Source organism: Pseudomonas sp. I2, from assembly GCF_040984075.1.
Classification (GTDB): Bacteria; Pseudomonadota; Gammaproteobacteria; order Pseudomonadales; family Pseudomonadaceae; genus Aquipseudomonas; species Aquipseudomonas guariconensis_B.
This window is the reverse complement of sequence record NZ_JBCGFQ010000042.1, coordinates 1-17,831: the sequence shown is the minus strand read 5'-3', so window position 1 is coordinate 17,831 and position 17,831 is coordinate 1. Positions and strand designations below refer to the sequence as shown.

Below are 17,831 nucleotides of genomic sequence, written 5' to 3'. Positions count from 1 at the left end.
CAGTGCCGGCCCTTTCGCGGACAACAAATTTCCGTCGCCCAGTTGCGGCGCTCGATGGACAACAGCGGTAGAATGGCCGACTGACTTCTCCCCCCGGATGACCGTGCCTTGCTGACCGAGCCTCGCCGCCGCGCCTACCTTTCCGCCATGCAAGTGGTGCATTGGCTGCCGCGTGCCGAACTGCCGTTCGCCGCGCCGTCACGGCCCGAGCTGCTGTTGCCGCAGGCGCCGGTCGAGGTGCTCGAGTTCGAGGTCAAGCCCTCGGCGCCGGCGGCCCGCGAGGCGCCTGTCGCGCCCCAGGCCCGCCCCAGCGAGCGGCCGAAGATCGAAATTCCCCGCCCAGGCAGCGCGCCCAAGCCAGCCAGCAAGCCGGTCGAAGCCGAGGAGCAGGCGCCAGCGCCTCGTCCGACCCCGGTGCCGCCGCCGCGCTTCGCCCTGCAGCTGCTGCGCGCCGGTCACTGCCTGCTGTTGGTGGAATTGGCCACCGGCCAGCCGTTCCAGAGCCGCGACCCGTCGTACCTGCTGCTCAAGGACATGCTGCGCGCCGCCGGCCTGCCGGATGCCCCGCAGATCGTCGGCGAACCGGTGCGTTGGCCCCTGCTGGTACGCGGCAACATGGACCAGGGCCCGGAGGCGGCACGGGACTTCGTCCAGGCCTTCATCCAGGCCCGCCTGGAAGAAGCCCCGTGCACCTGCCTGTGGCTGGTCGGCCTGCCTGCGGTGCGCTTCGCCGGCCAGGCCGACGCCGAGGCCTACTACCAAGAACTCAAGGTCGAGGGCCTGGGCGATGCCTGGGCCCTGCCAGGCCTTGAACTGTTGATGGACGAGCCGCGGCGCAAGGCGGACGTCTGGCAAGCGATGCGCCGGCTGATGGCGCGCTGGAAGAGCGTTGAATGAGTGACTCGATCAGTTTCCGCCCGATGACCGAGGCGGATCTGGATGCCGTGCTTAAGATCGAATATGCCGCGTTCAGTCATCCCTGGACCCGTGGCATCTTCCAGGATGCGCTCAAGTCTTATGAAGTCTGGCTGATGTTCGAGGGGCAGCAGCAGGTCGGTCATGGCGTGATCAACGTGATCATCGACGAGGCGCACTTGCTCAACATCACCGTCAAACCGGAAAGCCAGGGCCGTGGCCTCGGCCTGCGCCTGCTCCAGCACCTGATGGCACGGGCCTACCAGCTCAATGGCCGCGAATGCTTCCTGGAGGTACGGGCCAGCAACCAGTCGGCCTATCGTCTCTACGAACGCTACGGATTCAACGAAATCGGCCGGCGCCGGGACTACTACCCGGTTGCCGGTGGGCGCGAAGACGCCCTGGTGATGGCCTGCACCCTGCTCGAAGAGTGACCTGGCGGGGGCTGGCCAAGTCACACAGGCATACCCTGATGAGGCAACGACCATGCATGACCTGCAGGAACTGATCGACAACAATGAGCGTTGGGCCGATGCGATCAAGCAGCGCGACCCGGACTTCTTCGCCAAGCTGGCCCGCCAGCAGGCGCCTGAATTCCTCTGGATCGGCTGCTCCGATGCCCGGGTGCCGGCCAACGAGATCGTCGGCATGCTGCCGGGCGACCTGTTCGTCCACCGCAACGTCGCCAACGTGGTGCTGCACACCGACCTGAACTGCCTGTCGGTGATCCAGTACGCGGTGGAGGTGCTCAAGGTCAAGCATATCCTGGTCACCGGTCACTACGGCTGCGGCGGTGTGCGTGCGGCCATGCAGGACCGCCAGCTGGGTTTGATCGACGGTTGGCTGCGCTCGATCCGCGACCTGTACTACGAGAAGCGCGCCGAGCTGGCCAAGCTGGACGGCGAGGAGGCCAAGGTCGACCGCCTGTGCGAATTGAACGTGATCCAGCAGGTGGCCAACGTGGCCCATACCAGCATCGTGCAGAACGCCTGGCATCGCGGGCAGGAACTGTCGATCCACGGGTGCATCTATGGCATCAAGGATGGTCGCTGGAAGAGCCTGGACACCACCATCAGTGGCTTCGCCCAGTTGCCGCCGCAGTATCGGTTGCGGCCGGTGGAGCAGGGCTGAGGGCCAGGCATGCGGCATTGGGGCGCGTAGCGGCCCCTCGAGAGGTCAGCCCGAAACCTCCGTGCGCGACACGCCATGCTTAACTCCTTGCCAGGGGCCGCCATAGTTGGAGCAAGGGGGAAAGGAATGAAAAGCACGAGGCTGCTGGCGTTGGCTGGGTGCTTGCTAATGGCAGGTATCGCCCAGGCCGACGAGCGCGACCTGTGGATGTTCGCCCAGTGGGCGGGGGATCACCAGACCCGCCCCTTCCGCCAGATGCTGGTGGATGCCCGGCTGTATGGCGTGGTGCCGATCCATCAACTGCTGCGCTCGGCCTCTGACTGGCGCCTGTGCCGTGCCTCGCCTTTCGCCGTGCCGCCGGCTACCCACTGGCCCCAGGTGCGTTCCACCCTGATGCTGCTCAAGACCCTCGGCGACCAGGGCATCCTGCGCCAGTTCGAAGTGGTCTCGGCCTACCGTGATCCCCGCCTGAACGCCTGCGCCGGTGGTGCGGTGGGCAGCGCCCATACCCGCGCCTTCGCCGTCGACCTGCTGCTGCCGGCCTGGGCCGACCCGAACCCGTTGTGCCGCTTCTGGCAGCAACACGGCCGAGCCTGGAACATGGGCCTGGGGCGCTACCCGTCCGGGCGTATCCACCTCGATACGGCGGGCTATCGGACCTGGGGTGGAGACGGCCGCTCGGGTTCGTCGTTCTGCGCCAAGCCCAGGTGAGCGAGACAAGCCTGGCACTCAGCCATCACCCATTCGACAAAGCACTGGCGCTTGCCACCATCATCCAGTGGGCGAGGGCTGAGCAGATGATAGGCCGAGCCGTCGCGCAGGAAGCCGAACGGCGCCTGGAGCTGTCCGCTGTCGAGCTCGTCGCGGACCATCAGTGCCGAGGCGATGGCCAGGCCCAGCCCGGCGCTGGCGGCCTGGACCGACAGGTAGAAATGTTCATAGTCACTGTGCGCGTCAGGGCGGGCCTGACGAGCGCTCAGGCGCAGCCAGGTGTTCCACGCGTCGGGGCGGGTGGTACTGTGCAACAGACGTTGCCCGTCGAGGCCATCGCCCATGCCTGGGCGGCCGACTGGGCCGATCCACTCGTCGCAGATCTTCAGGCTGTACAACTGGCGGTCCCAATGGAAGTCATCGCGCCGTAGCGCCAGGTCGACGCCGGTGCGGGTGAAGTCCAGCGGGCCACCGGCAGCCACCAGGTGCAGTTGCAGGCTTGGATGGGCGGCATGGAAACGGGGCAGCCGTGGGATCAGCCAGCGCATGGCGATGGTGGGTTCGCACGACAGTACCAGCACATTGTCGCGCGCCTGGGCCTGCAGGCGCTGCACCGTGCCGTCCAGTTGCTCGAAGATCGCCTGGGTGGTGCCGTGCAGCGCGCGGCCGGCGGGGGTGAGGAAGATCGCCCGATTGCGCCGTTCGAACAGTTCCACGCCGAGGCTTTCCTCCAGCAGCCGTACCTGGCGGCTGACTGCGCCATGGGTGACGTGCAGGCGCTCGGCGGCCCGTACGAAGCTCTCGGTTTCGGCAGCGATGTCGAAGTAGTGCAAGGCGGTCAATGGGGGCCGTTTCATGGGGTTGCCGTCGAATGCGCAATATTTTTGTGTGAAAAAAACTAGCGGATCAAGCGCACTATAAATCGATTTTTCCTTGTGGATAAGCCTTCGATAATCAGTGCCTCTGTGCCTTTTCATCGTCTATCGAGGAGCTTTTGCGTGAACGAACTGATTGCCGTGGCCCTGTTCACCGTGCTGGCTGTCATCAGCCCGGGGGCTGACTTCGCCATGGTCACCCGCAGCAGTTATGCACAGGGCCGCAAGGCCGGCCTGGCGGCCGCAGTGGGCATCGCTCTGGGGGTGCAGGTGCATGTGTGCTACACGGTGCTCGGCATCGCCGTGATCGTCAGCCAGAGCCCGGCTCTGTTCATGGTCATGAAGGTGGTGGGGGCGGGGTACCTCATCTACCTGGGCTACCAGTCGCTGACCAACACCACGCGCATCAGCCTCGAGGGCGTCGAGCAAGCCCGCACGAGCGCTCGGGCGGCGTTATGCACGGGGTTCCTGACCAATGCCCTGAACCCCAAGACCCTGTTGTTCGTGGTCAGTGCCTTTACCCAGGTGGTCCAGCCGGGCAGCCCATTGGCACTGGACTTCGCCTACGGCGCATTCATGTCCTTCGCTCACTGGCTGTGGTTCAGCCTGGTGGCGGTGTTCTTTTCCAGTGTGGCGCTGCGCAGGGCGATGATCGAACGGCAGCGGGTGGTCGACCGGGTGATCGGCGTGGCCTTGATCGGGTTGGGGGTGACGGTGGTGGTTGCGGGTGTGCGTTGAGAGATTGTCCATCACGTTGGGCTGCGAAGCGGCCCTACTAAATGGAAGCCTTAATCGACCGGCATTACGCGAATGGTTTTCGCAGGGCAAAAGAAAAAGGGCTTACCTTGCGGTAAACCCTTTTCGAAGATGGTGGCTACACAGGGACTTGAACCCCGGACACCGGCATTATGAATGCCGTGCTCTAACCGACTGAGCTATGTAGCCAAGTGGCGCGCATTATTCGCTTGAATCCCGATCCTGTCAACACCCCTTTCAAAAAAAATTTACGCGCTTTCAAACGCTTAGCCAGAAAGCCCGATCTTCAGCGGACGATCAGCCAATGACCGAGCACGTCGTGCAGTTGCAGGCGCTGGTCGTTGGCCAGGCGCTCGAGGCTTTCGGCGGGGCGGTCGAGGTTGAAGTCGCCGCTGACGCGTCGATAGGCGGTCTGCTCGTCCATCAGCCAGACCCGTCGGCCCAGGTAGCCGGCCAGGCGCTCCAGGACTTCGCCCAGGGGCGTGTCCTTGGCCAGCAGATGGCCGCTGCGCCAGGCGTCGGCTGCCTTGGCGTCGATCTTCTGCACCGGGTCGATGCGTGTATCGGTGAAGGTGACCCGCTCGCCGGCCGAGACCATGCGCTGCTCGCCGCCCTGGATGACCATGGCCTTGCCCTTGAGCACCACCAGTTCGTCATGGCCGGCATGACGGGCGATCATCAGGCGCGTGCCGAACACCTGGATGCGTGCTGCGTCGACCTGCACCTCCATGGCGCGCCCGTCGAGCATCACTTCCAGGTAGACCTGGCCCTGCACCAGCTGCAACAGGCGCGTGCGGCCACGCAAGTCGACGTTCATGGCACTGGCGCTGTCCAGGTGCAGGGTGGAGCCGTCGGCCAGGCGCAGGCTGCGGCGCTCGCCGCTGGCGGTGTGCAGCTCGCTGCCCAGGCGCTGCGCCAGTGGCCAGTAGAGGTAGGCCAGGCCCGCCAGCACCAGCAGGAACAGCACCGCCAGCCACGTGCCGGCCCGACTGCGACGCGCCTTGACTTGTCGGGGGCGTGGCCGTGCCGGAGGTGGCTGCAGCCGTTGCCAGTAGGCTTCCAGCTCGGCATAGGCCCGTGCGTTGTCGGGCTCCTGGCACCAGGCGCTGAACGCCTGGTGCAGCCGTTCGTCGCCACCGGGCTGGCGCAGGCGGGAAAACCATTCCAGCGCCTCCCGTTGGGGATCGGCCTGGATCTGCAAGGCGGGCATCGGGCTCATGGGATCTGCTCGCGGAAAGGGCGGTTTCGCCCAATGTTTACAGGGGTATAGAATTGAAGATGCTAAATATATTGAGAACCATTTACAAGTGCGTGTTTGATGAGCGCCATAAAAAGCTAGCTATGTATCTACTTGTTTCCGGATAATCGGATCCCAACTCGCGCACGCACGGATACCCAGCCCATGGCCATGAGCAGTGCCCAGACCACCAGCGCCGCCCCGCAGACGGCAGCGCAAGCCAACCCACTGGTGATGCGCATCATCGCCTTCTGCGCGCTGGCGCACCTGATCAACGACCTGATCCAGGCAGTGTTGCCAGCCATCTACCCGATGCTCAAGGCCAACTACGACCTGAGTTTCGCCCAGATCGGCATGATCACCCTGACCTTCCAGATCACCGCGTCGTTGCTGCAGCCCTGGGTCGGTTTCTTCACCGATCGCCGGCCGACGCCGAACCTGCTGCCGTTGGGCACCCTGTGTACCCTGGTGGGGATCGTCATGCTGGCCTTCGTCGGTAGTTTCCCGATGATCCTGTTGGCCTCGGCGCTGGTGGGCATCGGCTCCTCGACCTTCCACCCGGAGACCTCGCGTATCGCCCGCCTGGCCTCGGGTGGGCGCTTCGGCCTGGCGCAGTCGACCTTCCAGGTCGGTGGCAACGCAGGTTCGGCCCTTGGCCCATTGCTGGCGGCCGCCATCGTCATCCCCTTCGGCCAGACTCACGTGGCCTGGTTCGGTCTGGCCGGGCTGTTCTTCTTCGCCGTGACCTTGCTGCTGCGCCGCTGGTACCAGGGCCACCTCAACCAGTTCAAGGCACGCAAGGCCGCCCCGGCGAGCCACGGCATCTCCCGCCAGCGAGTGATCCTGGCGCTGGTGGTCCTGGGGCTGCTGGTGTTTTCCAAGTACTTCTACATGGCCAGCTTCACCAGCTATTTCACCTTCTACCTGATCGAGAAGTTCGGCGTGTCGGTGGCCAGTTCCCAGTTGCACCTGTTCCTGTTCCTCGGCGCGGTGGCGGCCGGCACCTTCTTCGGTGGGCCGATCGGCGACCGCATCGGGCGCAAGGCGGTGATCTGGTTCTCGATCCTGGGCGTGGCACCGTTCACCCTGGCGCTGCCCTATGCCGACCTGTTCTGGACCACCGTGCTCAGCGTGGTGATTGGCTTCATTCTGGCCTCGGCGTTCTCTGCCATCGTGGTCTATGCCCAGGAGCTGGTACCGGGGAGCGTCGGTATGATCGCCGGGATCTTCTTCGGCCTGATGTTCGGCTTCGGCGGCATTGGCGCGGCGTTGCTGGGGTACCTGGCCGACCTGCGTGGCATCGAGTATGTCTATGGGTTGTGCTCGTTCCTGCCGCTGTTCGGGTTGCTGGCGGTGTTCCTGCCTTCTACCGGCAAGCGTTGAGCGTGGTTGGGGCTGCTTTGCAGCCCATCGCCGGCAAGCCGGCTCCCGGGCTTGCCAGACCGCGCGAAGCGGCCCCGGCAATTGACGAGCCGACTGCCCTTGGCCTAGAGTGCCGCCTCCTTTCAATCCATGTAGTCGATGCAATGCGCCGTACCCCGAGCCTTCGCCCCGTCCGCCAGCCTGTCGTCCAGGTGGTACGTCGTGCATGGCCGAGCGACACGGTGCTCAAGCGTCGGCGTAGCGTGCTGTTCGCTTTCACCTTTTCGCCACACCTTGCCTGAATTGATCCGCGTCCCTGCATGACCCGCCGCCATGGCGTGGCTGCGGGCGCCTGCGTTCGAACATCTTTTCAGTGATTTCCCGCCGACCGGTGCCCAGGGGGCCAGTGCGTCGGCGTGCAAGGAGTGGTACATGAACATGCGTTTGCTGGCGGGCCTGTTGTTCGCCGTGTCGGTGGTGGGCTTCAGCCTGGGGGCGAGCCTGCCGCTGGTGTCGTTGCGCCTGCACGAGGCCGGTGCGGGGACCCTGGAGATCGGCATTCTCTCGGCCATTCCCGCCGCGGGGATGATGCTCTCGGCGTTCATGGTCGACACCTGCTGCCGCCACCTGACCCGGCGCACCATCTACCTGCTGTGCTTCAGCCTGTGCACCCTGAGCATCGCACTGCTGGAGTGGGCGTTCTCCTCGATCTGGCTGCTGGCGCTGCTGCGCCTGGGCCTGGGGATCGGCATGGGCATCGCGATCATCCTCGGCGAGTCCTGGGTCAACGAGCTGTGCCCGGAGCACAATCGCGGCAAGATCATGGCCCTGTACGCCACCAGCTTCACTGGCTTCCAGGTGCTCGGCCCGGCGATGCTGGCGGTGCTCGGTGCCAACAGCCCCTGGGTGACCGGTGTGGTCACCGCCTGCTACGGCCTGGCGCTGCTGTGCATCCTGCTGACCGTGCCCGACGATCATGTAGAGCATGGCGACGAGGGCGAGAAGAGTTTCACCCTGGCAGGATTCTTCCGCGTGGCGCCGGCGTTGTGCGTGGCGGTGCTGTTCTTCTCGTTCTTCGATGCGGTGGTGTTGTCGCTGCTGCCGGTGTACGCCACCAGTCATGGTTTCGCGGTGGGTGTGGCGGCGCTGATGGTCACCGTGGTGTTCGCTGGCGACATGCTCTTCCAACTGCCCCTGGGTTGGCTGGCCGACCGGGTGGAGCGTACCGGGCTGCACCTGGTGTGCGGGCTGGTGGCCATGGCGATCGGCATCGGCCTGCCGTGGCTGCTGCAGATGACCTGGCTGCTGTGGCCGCTGCTGGTGTTGCTGGGGGCGGTGGCCGGGGGCATCTACACCCTGGCGCTGGTGTTGATCGGCCAGCGCTTCAAGGGCCAGGACCTGGTCACCGCCAATGCCAGCGTGGGCTTGCTGTGGGGTGTCGGCAGCCTGGTCGGGCCGTTGCTCAGTGGCGCGGCCATGGACGTGGCGCCCCACGGGCTGCCCATGGCCCTGGCGCTGATGGCGGGGTTGTTCGTGTGCTTTGCCCGGCAGTCGTATCGGCGGGCGGGGAGGCTGCGGGCGGTGGCGGAGTGAGGTGCCTTCCAAGACAGCCACTGGGGCCGCTTCGCGCCCCCAGTTTTGCCCTGACTCATCACTAGAAGACCTTGCAAGCACTGGCCCTGGATGGGCCAGGCTCAGAAGGTCCCGCGCAAGGTCACCGACACATTGCGTGGATCGCCCCAGTAGTAACCGGTCGGGGTCGGTGCCACCTGGCGGTAGTACTTCTTGTCGAAGATGTTGTTGGCGTTGAGCTGCAGCGAGTAGTGCTCGTTGAAGCGGTAGTTGACCATGGCGTTGTACACCGCATAGCCCGACTGGCTGGCCACGGCGTCGGGGTTGACGCCGCGCGAGCTGGCCGTGGCGCGTGAATAGATGTCGCTCTGCGCCTGCACGCCGCCACCGATGGTCCAGGCGTCGAGCTCACCCGGCAGGCGATAGCTGGTGAACAGCTTGAGCATGCGCTTGGGGTCGGTGGTGCGGATCGCGTTGCCCTGGTTGTTGGGGTCGTTCAGGTACTCGGTGGTGTTGTAGGTGTAGCCACCGGTGACGTTCCAGCCCGGCAGCACTTCGCCGGAGATCTCCAGCTCGAAGCCCTGGCTGCGGTTCTTGCCCGCCGCGATCTTGCAGTAGCCGGTGTTGCCGCCACATGGCATGCCGGAGGCGATGTCATCGATGGCGTTGCCGACCTGGTAGATACGGAAGAACGCCAGCGACGCATTCAGGCGCCCATCATAGAACTCGCCCTTGATCCCCGTCTCGTAGGCCTCGCCTTCGACTGGCTTGAGTACCGAGCCGCTGACGTCGGTCACGGTCTGCGGGTTGAAGATCTCGGTATAGCTGGCGTAGGTGCTGAAGTTTTCGTTCAGGTCGTAGATCAGCGCGGCGTAGGGCACGAGCTTGTTGTCGACGCTGAACGTGCCGTTGCCGCTGGTGTTGTTCTCCTGCTCGTAGTCGTACCAGTTGTTCCGTGCACCAATGATCGCGGTGAGCGGATCGGCCAGGGAGATGCGCCAGGTGGCGTAGGCACCTTCCTGGGTGGTACGGGTGCGCACCGGGTGGGCGGTGATGTCGATGTCCGGCTCCGGCAGGCTGGTCTTCGGATCCCAGTCGCGGATGTCGAAGAGGCCCGAGGGGGTGAAATGGGTGGCCGAGGCATAGGAGTCGTTGCGGATGCGTTCGACCCCGAGCATCAGTTCGTGGGTTCGCCCGAACAGCTCGAACGGGCCGTTGAGGGTGGCGCTGAGGTTGTTCTGCAGGCTTTCGCCGCCATCGCCCTCGGTGACCTGGTAGTTCATCAGGTACGGGTTGTTGGTCGGGTTGTCGGCACCGCTGGCGCGGGTGAAGTAGGTCTGCTTGAAGCCGTGGTCATCGAGCTCGAAGTGGGTGCGCTGGGCCATCAGCTTGAGCTTCCAGTCGTTGTCGAAGCGGTGCTCCAGCTCGGCGAAGGTCTGCAGGTTGCTGCGGTCCCAGCGGTTCCAGTCGGCGCCCAGATAGGTGCTGCGGCCCAGGGGCAGGGGCGAGCCGTCATAGTCGGCCGGCAGGTTGCCCCAGGCGCCGGTGGCGTCCAGCTTGGTCCATTCGAGGCCGGTGGTGAGGGTGGTGCTGTCGTTCAGGTCGAAGGCCAGCACGCCGTAGAACACTTCCTTGCGCTCCATGCGTGAGTCCTGGAAGTGATCCTTGTCGTCATGCACAGCGATCACCCGGCCACGCACGTTGCCCGTCTCGGTCAGCGGGCCGGAGAGGTCGGCGACGTAGCGCTGGGCATCCCAGGAGCCGAGGGTCACGCTGCCTTCGCCCTGGAACTCGTAGGTTGGCCGCTTGCGTACCAGGTTCACCGTGCCCGACGGGTTGCCGGCGCCGCGCAACATGCCGGTGGCCCCCCGCAGGATTTCGGCGCGGTCGATGATCGCCGAATCGCTTTGGATGAACGAGCCGCCACCGCTGCTCTGCACCACGGTGGCGCCGTCGTACTGGATGGCATCGATCGCATAGCCACGTGAGTAGTACTGCACCCGCTCGCTGTCGGTGAGGTTGACCACCACGCCTGGGGTCTGTTCGAGCAGGTTGGTCAGGTTGGTGATGTTCTGGTCGTCGATCCGCTGGCGGGTCACCACGGTCACCGACTGCGGCGTGCGGCGCAGGCTCTGGGGGGCCTTGCCGATGGTCACCGCACCGGTGGTGTAGGAGCCGCTGTGCTCGGTGGTCTCGCCCAGACGGTTGCTGGAAATGCTGGTGGCGCCCAGCTCCAGGGCGCTGCCGACATCCATTGCGGGGATCAGCAGGAAGCTCTTGTCATTTTGCTGCTGCACTTGCACGTCGCTGCCCTGGAGCAGGATCGACAAGGCCTGGGCACTGTCGTAATGCCCCCGGACGCCGCCGGTGGTCTTGCCTTGCAGGCTGTTCGCATCGAACGACAGGTTCAGGCCGCCCTGGCGGGCCATCTGGTCCAGCGCGACGGCCAGTGGGCCTGCCGGGATGTTCCAGTCGATCTGCTGGCCTTGGCTGACCGGGGCCGCCAGGGCCTGGGCCGGCAGGCAGCAGGCGCCGGCCAGGCCGAAGCCGAGCACGGCGGCGCGCACGGCATGGCGCAGCCGGTCGTTGTGGGGGGAACAGGGGTGACTCATGAAGCGCTCCTGAAGGTTGTGAAGACCACTTTTCGGGCTTTGTTCCTTCAGGCCGAACGAGAATGAGATTCCACCTCATTTATTTTCAAAATTTTTTCAGGCCGCCTCGATGCTCACCCAATAGCGTGTGCGGTAGTCGACGCGCACCGGCAGGCTACGGGCGAGCAGCAACAGGATCTGCTCGGTATCGGCCAACTGGTAGGTGCCGGACACCCTGAGGTCGGCCACTCCAGGGGCACAACGTAGCAGCCCGGGCCGGTAGCGCGAGAGCTCCGCGACGAACTCGCCCAGCGGCATCCGTTGCACGCTGAGCACTCCCTCGGTCCAGCCCCAGGGGTCGCCATGCAGGGCGGCGGCCTGGTACGTACCCGACGGCGACACTTGCAGGACCTCGCCGCTGCGCACCAGGCGCGGCGAAGCAGAGGAGGGGAACAGCGTGACTTCGCCGCGGCGCACCGCCAGCAGCAGGCCCTGGTCGTTCTCCCGGAGCAGCAACTGGCCGCCCTGGGTTCCCAGGGGGCCGACGCGGGTGTCGATGCGGAACGGCCGGTTGTCGTTGGCGTTGCTGTCCAGGCTGACCTCGCCCCTGACCAGTGTCAGCAGGCGCTGATCGGCGCTGTAGCGCAGGTCGACGGCACTGGCCGTGTTGAGCTGGATGCGGCTGCCATCGCTGCCTTGCAGGCTGCGTCGCTCGCCGGTACCGGTGCTGGAGTCGGCCAGCAGCGCTGGTAGACCCAGCGGCTCGCGCGCGGTCCAGCCGAGGCTGCCGCCTACGGCCAGCACGGCCAGTAGCTTGAGGTGGTCACGGCGGCCGATGCGTTGGCGACGGCTGCCTTCGAGGGTGCGTCGGCTCAGCTCGCTGGGCAAGCCCGCCAGCTCGTCGCTGAGGTGGCTGACCCGCTGCCAGGCCACGGCGTTCTGCGGATGGCTGGCCAGCCATTGCTGGAACTGCTGCTCTGTCTTCGCACTGGGCGTGTCGAAGCGCAGTCGCACCAGCCAGTCGATGGCCTGGTCGACCTGGGACTGGGCCGGGTGGCGATCAGGCGTCGGCATAGCGCAACCGGTAGCAGACACCCAGGGCCTTGGCCAGGTCGCGTTCGACGGTGGCCCGCGACACGCCCAGGCGCTGGGCGACCTGCACCAGGCTCAGGCCGTCGAGCTGGGCGAGCAGGAACGCCTGGCGTGCCCGTGGCTTGAGCTGGTGCAGGGCTTGGTCGAGGCGTCCGAGGGTGTCGAGGATGACCAGCCGGTGTTCCTCGCTGGGCGCTTCGCCCTCGGGCAGGCTGGCCAGGCTTTCCTGGTAGGCGCGCTCCAGGGCACGGCGGCGGAACTGGTCGATCATCAGGCCCCGGGCGATGCTGCTCAGGTAGGCGCGGGGTTCCTTCAGGGGGGAAGGCTGGCGTGCACGCAGCAGGCGCACGAAGGTGTCCTGGGCCAGGTCGGCGGCATTCTCCCGGCAGCCGACCCGTGCTCGCAGCCAGCCGCGCAACCAGGCGTGGTGGGTTTGATAGAGCAGATCGACCTCGGACGGCTTGAGCGTGTCGTTCATCTGCATCGTGTCGAAAACCCTGGTTCCGGATGGAGGTGCGTTTGCTAATAGTTCTCAATTCTATGCGGGCCATTGGTCGCAGAGCAATGGCGTGCCGGGAATTTGCCGCGCAAGATCCGGCGTTTGCCCGATGAGCGGTTGGGCTAAGCTGGTTGTTCCCCAACACCCACAGGTACCACGCCATGATCCTGGCCGATCTGTCGCCCGAGGCCTACCGCGAGGCTACGGACTTTCTTGCCTCCCTGGACCCTGACTGGGCGCGGCACATCGCCGCGATCGGTCCTTGCCAGCATGCGGCGATGCCAGGGCGCGAGCCATACGAGGCCTTGGTGCGGGCCATCGCTTACCAGCAACTGCATGCGCGGGCGGCCGAGGCGATCCTCGGGCGGCTGCTGGCGCTGTTTCCCGACGTGGCGTTCCCCAGCCCTGGGCAACTGCTGGCGACCGCGCCCGAGACGCTGCGGGCCTGCGGCTTTTCTGCCAGCAAGCTTGCGACCCTCCAAGGCATCGCCCAGGCGAGCCTGGAGGGCATCGTGCCGAGCCGCGAGGAGGCGTTGACCCTGCATGACGATGCGTTGATCGAGCGCCTGGTGCCCCTGCGTGGCGTCGGGCGTTGGACGGTCGAGATGCTGTTGATCTATTGCCTGGAGCGCTCCGACATCCTACCGGTGGACGACTTTGGCGTGCGTGAGGGGTATCGTCGGATGAAAGGCCTGGACAAGGCGCCGACACCGGCGCAGTTGCGCTCGCTGGGTGGTGGCTGGAGCCCGTACCGGACAGTGGCGGCCTGGTACCTGTGGCGGGCCTAGTGCGGGCCAGGGGGAATGGCATACTTCAGGCCGGGGAGTCGGGGCTGCACGGCAGCCCCATTGCTTTCCAGATGCAGACACCGAAGATTCACCGGCAAGAATCGGAGTGATGGCCCAAGCCAGGCCTGCCAGGCTAGTGCCATCAACCGCAAGGAGACCTCCCCATGAAGCCTGCCCCCACCTATGCCTCCGACCACGAACGCTGGCTCGCCGTGCAGGCCCGTGATACCGAGGCCGTTGGCCACTTCGTCTACGCCGTGCGCACCACCGGCGTGTACTGCCGCCCCGGCTGTAGCTCGCGCCTGGCCAAGCGCGAAAACGTCGAGTTCTTCGCCGATGCCGCCAGCGCCGAGGCTGCCGGCTACCGTGCCTGCAAGCGTTGCATGAACGCCATGGCCGACCCGAATGGACGCCGTACCGAACTGGTGACCCGCGCCTGCCGCCTGATCGAGGCCAGCGAGACGCCCCCAAGCCTCGACCAGCTCGGCACCGCGCTCGCCGTCAGCCCCTTTCACCTGCACCGCCTGTTCAAGGCCGAGACCGGCCTGACGCCCAAGGCCTATGCCTCGGCCTTCCGCGCCCGGCGCCTGCGCCAGCGGCTCGACGCTGAAGGCAGCACGGTCACCGAGGCCATCTACGACGCTGGCTACAACTCCAACAGCCGCTTCTACGAAAACGCCGACCAGCGTCTGGGCATGCGCCCACGGCAATACCGCGCCGGCGGCGAAGGCGCGACCATCCGCTTCGCCATCGGCCAGTGCTCGCTGGGCGCGATCCTCGTGGCGCAGAGCGAGCGAGGCATCTGTGCCATCCTGCTGGGCGATGACCCTGAACAGTTGTTGCAAGACCTGCAGGACCAGTTCGCCAAGGCACGGCTGATTGGCGCGGACACCGGTTTCGAGCGCCTGGTCGCCGAAGTGGTGGGCTTCGTCGAGGCGCCCGCCCTGGGCCTGGACCTGCCGCTGGATGTGCAGGGCACGGCATTCCAGGAGCGGGTCTGGCAGGCCCTGCGCGAAGTGCCGGCCGGCAGCCGGGTCAGCTACACCGAGATCGCCGAACGCATCGGTGCGCCCAAGGCAGTGCGCGCCGTGGCCCAGGCTTGCGCGGCCAACCACATCGCCGTGGCCATCCCCTGCCACCGGGTGGTGCGTCGTGATGGCGACATCAGCGGCTATCGCTGGGGCGTGGAGCGCAAACGGCAGTTGCTGGAGCGAGAAACGGCACTCACCTGATCATCACGAGCAGCGTAGAATTCCCGCGCAACAGAGCTTATCAATAGGGGAATTCGGATGAGGCGCTTGAGCCTTGACCATTTATGCATCGGCCTGCTGGCCTTGCTCCTGTGCGTGGCGACACCGGCCTGGTCGGCGTCGGCAGCGCCTTTGGCGCCGGCGGAGCTGTCGGTGCTGGATGAAAACGCCAGCCTGGAGCAACTGGGCGACCGGCTCGACCAGATCCGCCAGGGCGTTACCAGCAATGCCAACGACGACCTGCTGTCGCAGTTGCGCCAGGCCGCCTTGCAGGTCCAGCGCCAGGCTGACGCCCTGGGCACGTTGCGGACCACCGACGTGGAGCGCCTGGACGACCAGCTCAAGGTCCTCGGCCCGGTGTTGCCGGACGAGGCCGAGAGCATCACCCGCCAGCGCAAGCAGCTGGAGGACGAGAAGAAATCCCTGCTCGCCCAGCAGACGCAGGCCACCCAGCTGACCCAGTCGGCCCGCGACCTGTCGACACAGATCGTCAACCTGCGCCGCAGCCTGTTCAACTCGCAGGTCACAAGCCGTGCCGCCAGCCCCTTGAGCCCGGCGTTCTGGTCGAGCCTGATCCGCCCTACCGACGAGGACCTGGCGCGCCTGCGCAGCCTGCGCGGCGAGGCGGCGGATGCCGTGGCCAGCGCTTTCAGTGCCGGGCAGCGCTGGCTGTTCGTCGCCAGCCTGGTGATCGCGGTGCTGGTCTGGACCTTGCTCCGGCGGATGGTCGAACGCCTGCTGGCCGACGCCACGATCCGCTGGCTACCCGAGGGCCGACTGCGCCGCAGCGCCCTGGCCGTGGGTGTCAGCCTGGCCACCCTGGCCACCATCGGCGGCGCGGTGTCCTTGGTGCGCTGGGGCCTGGAGAGCAGCGCCGAGCTGGGCGCCGACATCGCCAGCCTGACCAACCACATCCTCACCCTGGTGGTGTTCAGCGCCTTCATTTCCGGCCTTGGCCGCGCCATGCTGATGCTGCAACGCCCCACTTGGCGCTTGCCGCCGATCCCCGACGAGATCGCCCGCGCCCTGGGCTGGTTCCCACCGCTGCTGGCATTGGCCCTGATGGTGCTGCTGACCCAGGAGCGCATCAACAGCGTGATCGGCACCAGCCTGGCGCTCACCGTGGCCACCAACGGCCTGACCGCCCTGGTGGTGTCGCTGATCTTCGTCGCGGCCCTGGTGCGCTACAGCCGCACCCGGCGCCAGCATGGCCTGGCGCGCCCGCCTGGGCTGGCTGGGTTGATCCCGTTCGTGAGCCTGGTGTGGGTCGGCCTGATCCTGCTGGCGCTGCTCACCGGCTACCTGACCCTGGCCTACTTCCTCACTGCCAAGCTCCTGTGGATCAGCGTGGTAGCTACTTGCGCCTACCTGCTCATCACGTTGTTCGGCGATCTCTGCGAAAACCTGCTCTCGCCGCGCCAGCCTGGCGGCCTGGCCCTGGCTTCGGCCCTGGGCCTGCAGCAGCGCCACCAGGCCCAGGCCAGCACCATCCTGGCGGGTATCGGCCGCACTTTGTTGCTGTTCGTCGCCGCGCTGTTCGCCTTCATGCCGTCGGGCACCAGCCCCGGCGAGCTGCTGTTGAGCCTGGGGGAATGGGACGGGAGCGGTGGCAAGGTCCTCGGCAACCTGAACATCGTGCCCCAGGACATCTTCCTGGCCGTGGCCATGTTCATCGGCGGCATGTTCGGTCTTCGTGTGCTCAAGCGCTGGCTGAGCGAGCGCCTGCTGCCGGAGACCGACATGGACGCTGGCATGCGCGCCTCCCTGGTGACGCTGGTCGGCTACCTGGGCTTTTTGTTCCTGGCCATGCTGGTGATGTCGACCCTGCACATCAACCTGACGAGCCTGACCTGGGTGGTCAGTGCCCTGTCGGTGGGTATCGGTTTCGGCCTGCAGCAGATCGTGCAGAACTTCATCTCTGGCCTGATCCTGCTCACCGAGCGCCCGGTCAAGGTGGGCGACTGGGTGAGCCTGGCCGGGGTCGAGGGGGATATCCGCCGGATCAACGTGCGTGCCACCGAGATCCAGATGTCCGACCGCTCCACGGTGATCGTGCCCAACTCCCAGTTCATCTCGCAGAACGTGCGCAACGTGACCATGGGCAATGCCCTGGGCGTGGTCGGTATCACCCTGACCCTGCCGCTGGATACCGACGCCAACAAGGTGCGCGAACTGCTGCTGGCGGCTTATCACGAGCACGAGTCGATCCTCGATGCGCCCGCGACGTCGGTGTCGTTCAAGGACATCACCGCCAGCGGCATGGTGCTCAGCGTCAGTGGCTACGTGGCCAGCCCACGGCAGGTGTCGGGCACACGCAGCGACCTGCTGTTCACCGTGCTCGGGCGCTTGCGTGACGAGGGCATCGCCTTGTCGTCGCCGCAGAGCATGGTGTTGTTGCAGGAGCCTGGGCAGTCGGCGTGAAGTAGGGGGCTAATGCCAGTCAGCTCAAGGTTGTCATCCTAGTGCCCTGTCTCGGAGATAAGTTGTTCGCTTTTGGCGGCGCCTTGACCGAACACCCAAGCCACTCGCCAAAAGCGAACGTATTTCCGAGACAGGACGCGAGGGAGCTCATTCGTGGGGCAAGGCCCCACAAGGCTCGGCAAATCACATCATGTGTGATCGACTCAGACGCCATGGGAGCCGATCCTGCGAGAATACTTTCTGCGTGGCGTAGGAAAGGTCTCTTTTGTCAGCGCCCAGGCAACAGGCCCGCTTGCACCTGTTAGGTTTCGGAGCTTTTCCAGGCAAAGGAACCTGCCTATGTACCGCGTCAGTCTCGAGGGCAGAGGCCAGGCAGTAGACGGTGACATCACCACGACGGGGGCGATCTGCATCGCCAGTGGCGAGGGCTATTTCTGCGAGGGGCGCAAGGTCCTGCGGGTTGGGGATGCAACCACTGAATGCCCCCTGTGTGGCGAACCTGGAATCGTCGTGGAGGGCTATCTCGGGTGGATTTCCAATGGCCAGCCATTGGCGATGGATGGCTCGCTGGTCGCGTGTGGATGCCCCAGTGGCCGCAACAGGGTGGTGGCGCCCTTGCATGGCGAGGTAC

The 17,831-nt window shown here is 65.8% G+C and carries 16 protein-coding genes and 1 tRNA gene; 11 read left to right on the top strand and 6 right to left on the bottom strand.

Going from position 1 to position 17,831, the window contains the following annotated elements; all coding sequences use genetic code 11:
* Window positions 1-108: 108 nt before the first annotated feature.
* The 4 genes from WCE05_RS19760 (at window position 109) to WCE05_RS19745 (ending at window position 2,757) form a co-directional block, all read left to right on the top strand.
* The gene (locus WCE05_RS19760; RefSeq protein ID WP_368816422.1) at window positions 109-897 is read left to right on the top strand and encodes an energy transducer TonB; all 789 of its coding nucleotides are present in this window, start codon (window positions 109-111) and stop codon (window positions 895-897) included.
* Window positions 894-1,349, top strand: coding sequence for a ribosomal protein S18-alanine N-acetyltransferase (gene rimI / locus WCE05_RS19755; RefSeq protein WP_225790567.1), 456 nt, complete (start codon window positions 894-896; stop codon window positions 1,347-1,349). Before WCE05_RS19760 ends, rimI begins: the two co-directional genes overlap by 4 nt.
* 52 nt (window positions 1,350-1,401) lie before the next feature.
* Entirely contained in the window at window positions 1,402-2,046 is a 645-nt protein-coding gene (gene can, locus WCE05_RS19750) for a carbonate dehydratase (protein ID WP_368816421.1), read from the top strand.
* A gap of 168 nt (window positions 2,047-2,214) precedes the next feature.
* Window positions 2,215-2,757, top strand: a complete 543-nt coding sequence (locus WCE05_RS19745) for a D-Ala-D-Ala carboxypeptidase family metallohydrolase (RefSeq protein ID WP_225790565.1) — start codon at window positions 2,215-2,217, stop codon at window positions 2,755-2,757.
* On the opposite strand, the gene WCE05_RS19740 is transcribed toward WCE05_RS19745, so the two are convergent.
* Window positions 2,697-3,614 carry a LysR substrate-binding domain-containing protein gene (locus tag WCE05_RS19740; RefSeq protein WP_225790564.1) on the bottom strand — a complete coding sequence of 306 codons (918 nt, stop codon included), beginning with the start codon at window positions 3,612-3,614 and terminating at the stop codon, window positions 2,697-2,699. The two genes, WCE05_RS19745 and WCE05_RS19740, sit on opposite strands and share 61 nt — an antisense overlap.
* 141 nt (window positions 3,615-3,755) lie before the next feature.
* On the opposite strand from WCE05_RS19740, the gene WCE05_RS19735 reads away from it, so the two are divergent.
* Window positions 3,756-4,370: a LysE family translocator gene (locus WCE05_RS19735; RefSeq protein WP_225790563.1), complete on the top strand. Its 615-nt coding sequence runs from the start codon at window positions 3,756-3,758 to the stop codon at window positions 4,368-4,370.
* A gap of 130 nt (window positions 4,371-4,500) precedes the next feature.
* On the opposite strand, the gene WCE05_RS19730 is transcribed toward WCE05_RS19735, so the two are convergent.
* Both WCE05_RS19730 and WCE05_RS19725 read right to left on the bottom strand, forming a co-directional pair.
* Window positions 4,501-4,577: transfer RNA gene (locus WCE05_RS19730), tRNA-Met, on the bottom strand.
* 97 nt (window positions 4,578-4,674) lie between these two features.
* Window positions 4,675-5,607, bottom strand: coding sequence for a FecR domain-containing protein (locus tag WCE05_RS19725; protein WP_368816420.1), 933 nt, complete (start codon window positions 5,605-5,607; stop codon window positions 4,675-4,677).
* 183 nt (window positions 5,608-5,790) lie between these two features.
* Here WCE05_RS19725 and WCE05_RS19720 point away from each other — a divergent pair, with 183 nt between their 5' ends.
* Both WCE05_RS19720 and WCE05_RS19715 read left to right on the top strand, forming a co-directional pair.
* Window positions 5,791-7,008, top strand: a complete 1,218-nt coding sequence (locus tag WCE05_RS19720) for an MFS transporter (RefSeq protein ID WP_253103477.1) — start codon at window positions 5,791-5,793, stop codon at window positions 7,006-7,008.
* Between the two features lie 411 nt (window positions 7,009-7,419).
* The gene (locus WCE05_RS19715) at window positions 7,420-8,580 is read left to right on the top strand and encodes an MFS transporter (protein WP_253081608.1); all 1,161 of its coding nucleotides are present in this window, start codon (window positions 7,420-7,422) and stop codon (window positions 8,578-8,580) included.
* A gap of 101 nt (window positions 8,581-8,681) precedes the next feature.
* Here the strand turns inward: WCE05_RS19715 and WCE05_RS19710 are convergent, their stop codons facing one another.
* The 3 genes from WCE05_RS19710 to WCE05_RS19700 all read right to left on the bottom strand — a co-directional run bounded on the left by WCE05_RS19710 (window position 8,682) and on the right by WCE05_RS19700 (window position 12,726).
* On the bottom strand, window positions 8,682-11,171 hold the full coding sequence (locus WCE05_RS19710) for a TonB-dependent siderophore receptor (protein ID WP_368816419.1): 2,490 nt from the start codon (window positions 11,169-11,171) through the stop codon (window positions 8,682-8,684).
* A gap of 96 nt (window positions 11,172-11,267) precedes the next feature.
* Window positions 11,268-12,224, bottom strand: coding sequence for a FecR domain-containing protein (locus tag WCE05_RS19705; protein ID WP_253103481.1), 957 nt, complete (start codon window positions 12,222-12,224; stop codon window positions 11,268-11,270).
* Window positions 12,211-12,726, bottom strand: coding sequence for a sigma-70 family RNA polymerase sigma factor (locus WCE05_RS19700; RefSeq protein WP_368816418.1), 516 nt, complete (start codon window positions 12,724-12,726; stop codon window positions 12,211-12,213). Before WCE05_RS19700 ends, WCE05_RS19705 begins: the two co-directional genes overlap by 14 nt.
* A 176-nt stretch (window positions 12,727-12,902) precedes the next feature.
* On the opposite strand from WCE05_RS19700, the gene WCE05_RS19695 reads away from it, so the two are divergent.
* From WCE05_RS19695 to WCE05_RS19680, 4 genes are all read left to right on the top strand, one after another.
* Window positions 12,903-13,529 (top strand): DNA-3-methyladenine glycosylase, encoded by a 627-nt coding sequence (locus tag WCE05_RS19695; protein WP_225790556.1) that lies wholly within the window; start codon window positions 12,903-12,905, stop codon window positions 13,527-13,529.
* A gap of 164 nt (window positions 13,530-13,693) precedes the next feature.
* Window positions 13,694-14,761 carry a bifunctional DNA-binding transcriptional regulator/O6-methylguanine-DNA methyltransferase Ada gene (ada, locus tag WCE05_RS19690; protein ID WP_225790555.1) on the top strand — a complete coding sequence of 356 codons (1,068 nt, stop codon included), beginning with the start codon at window positions 13,694-13,696 and terminating at the stop codon, window positions 14,759-14,761.
* A gap of 57 nt (window positions 14,762-14,818) precedes the next feature.
* Entirely contained in the window at window positions 14,819-17,200 is a 2,382-nt protein-coding gene (locus WCE05_RS19685) for a DUF3772 domain-containing protein (RefSeq protein WP_225790554.1), read from the top strand.
* A 339-nt stretch (window positions 17,201-17,539) separates the two neighbouring features.
* The coding region (locus WCE05_RS19680) for a PAAR domain-containing protein (RefSeq protein ID WP_368816417.1) at window positions 17,540-17,831 on the top strand (292 nt) is incomplete at its 3' end.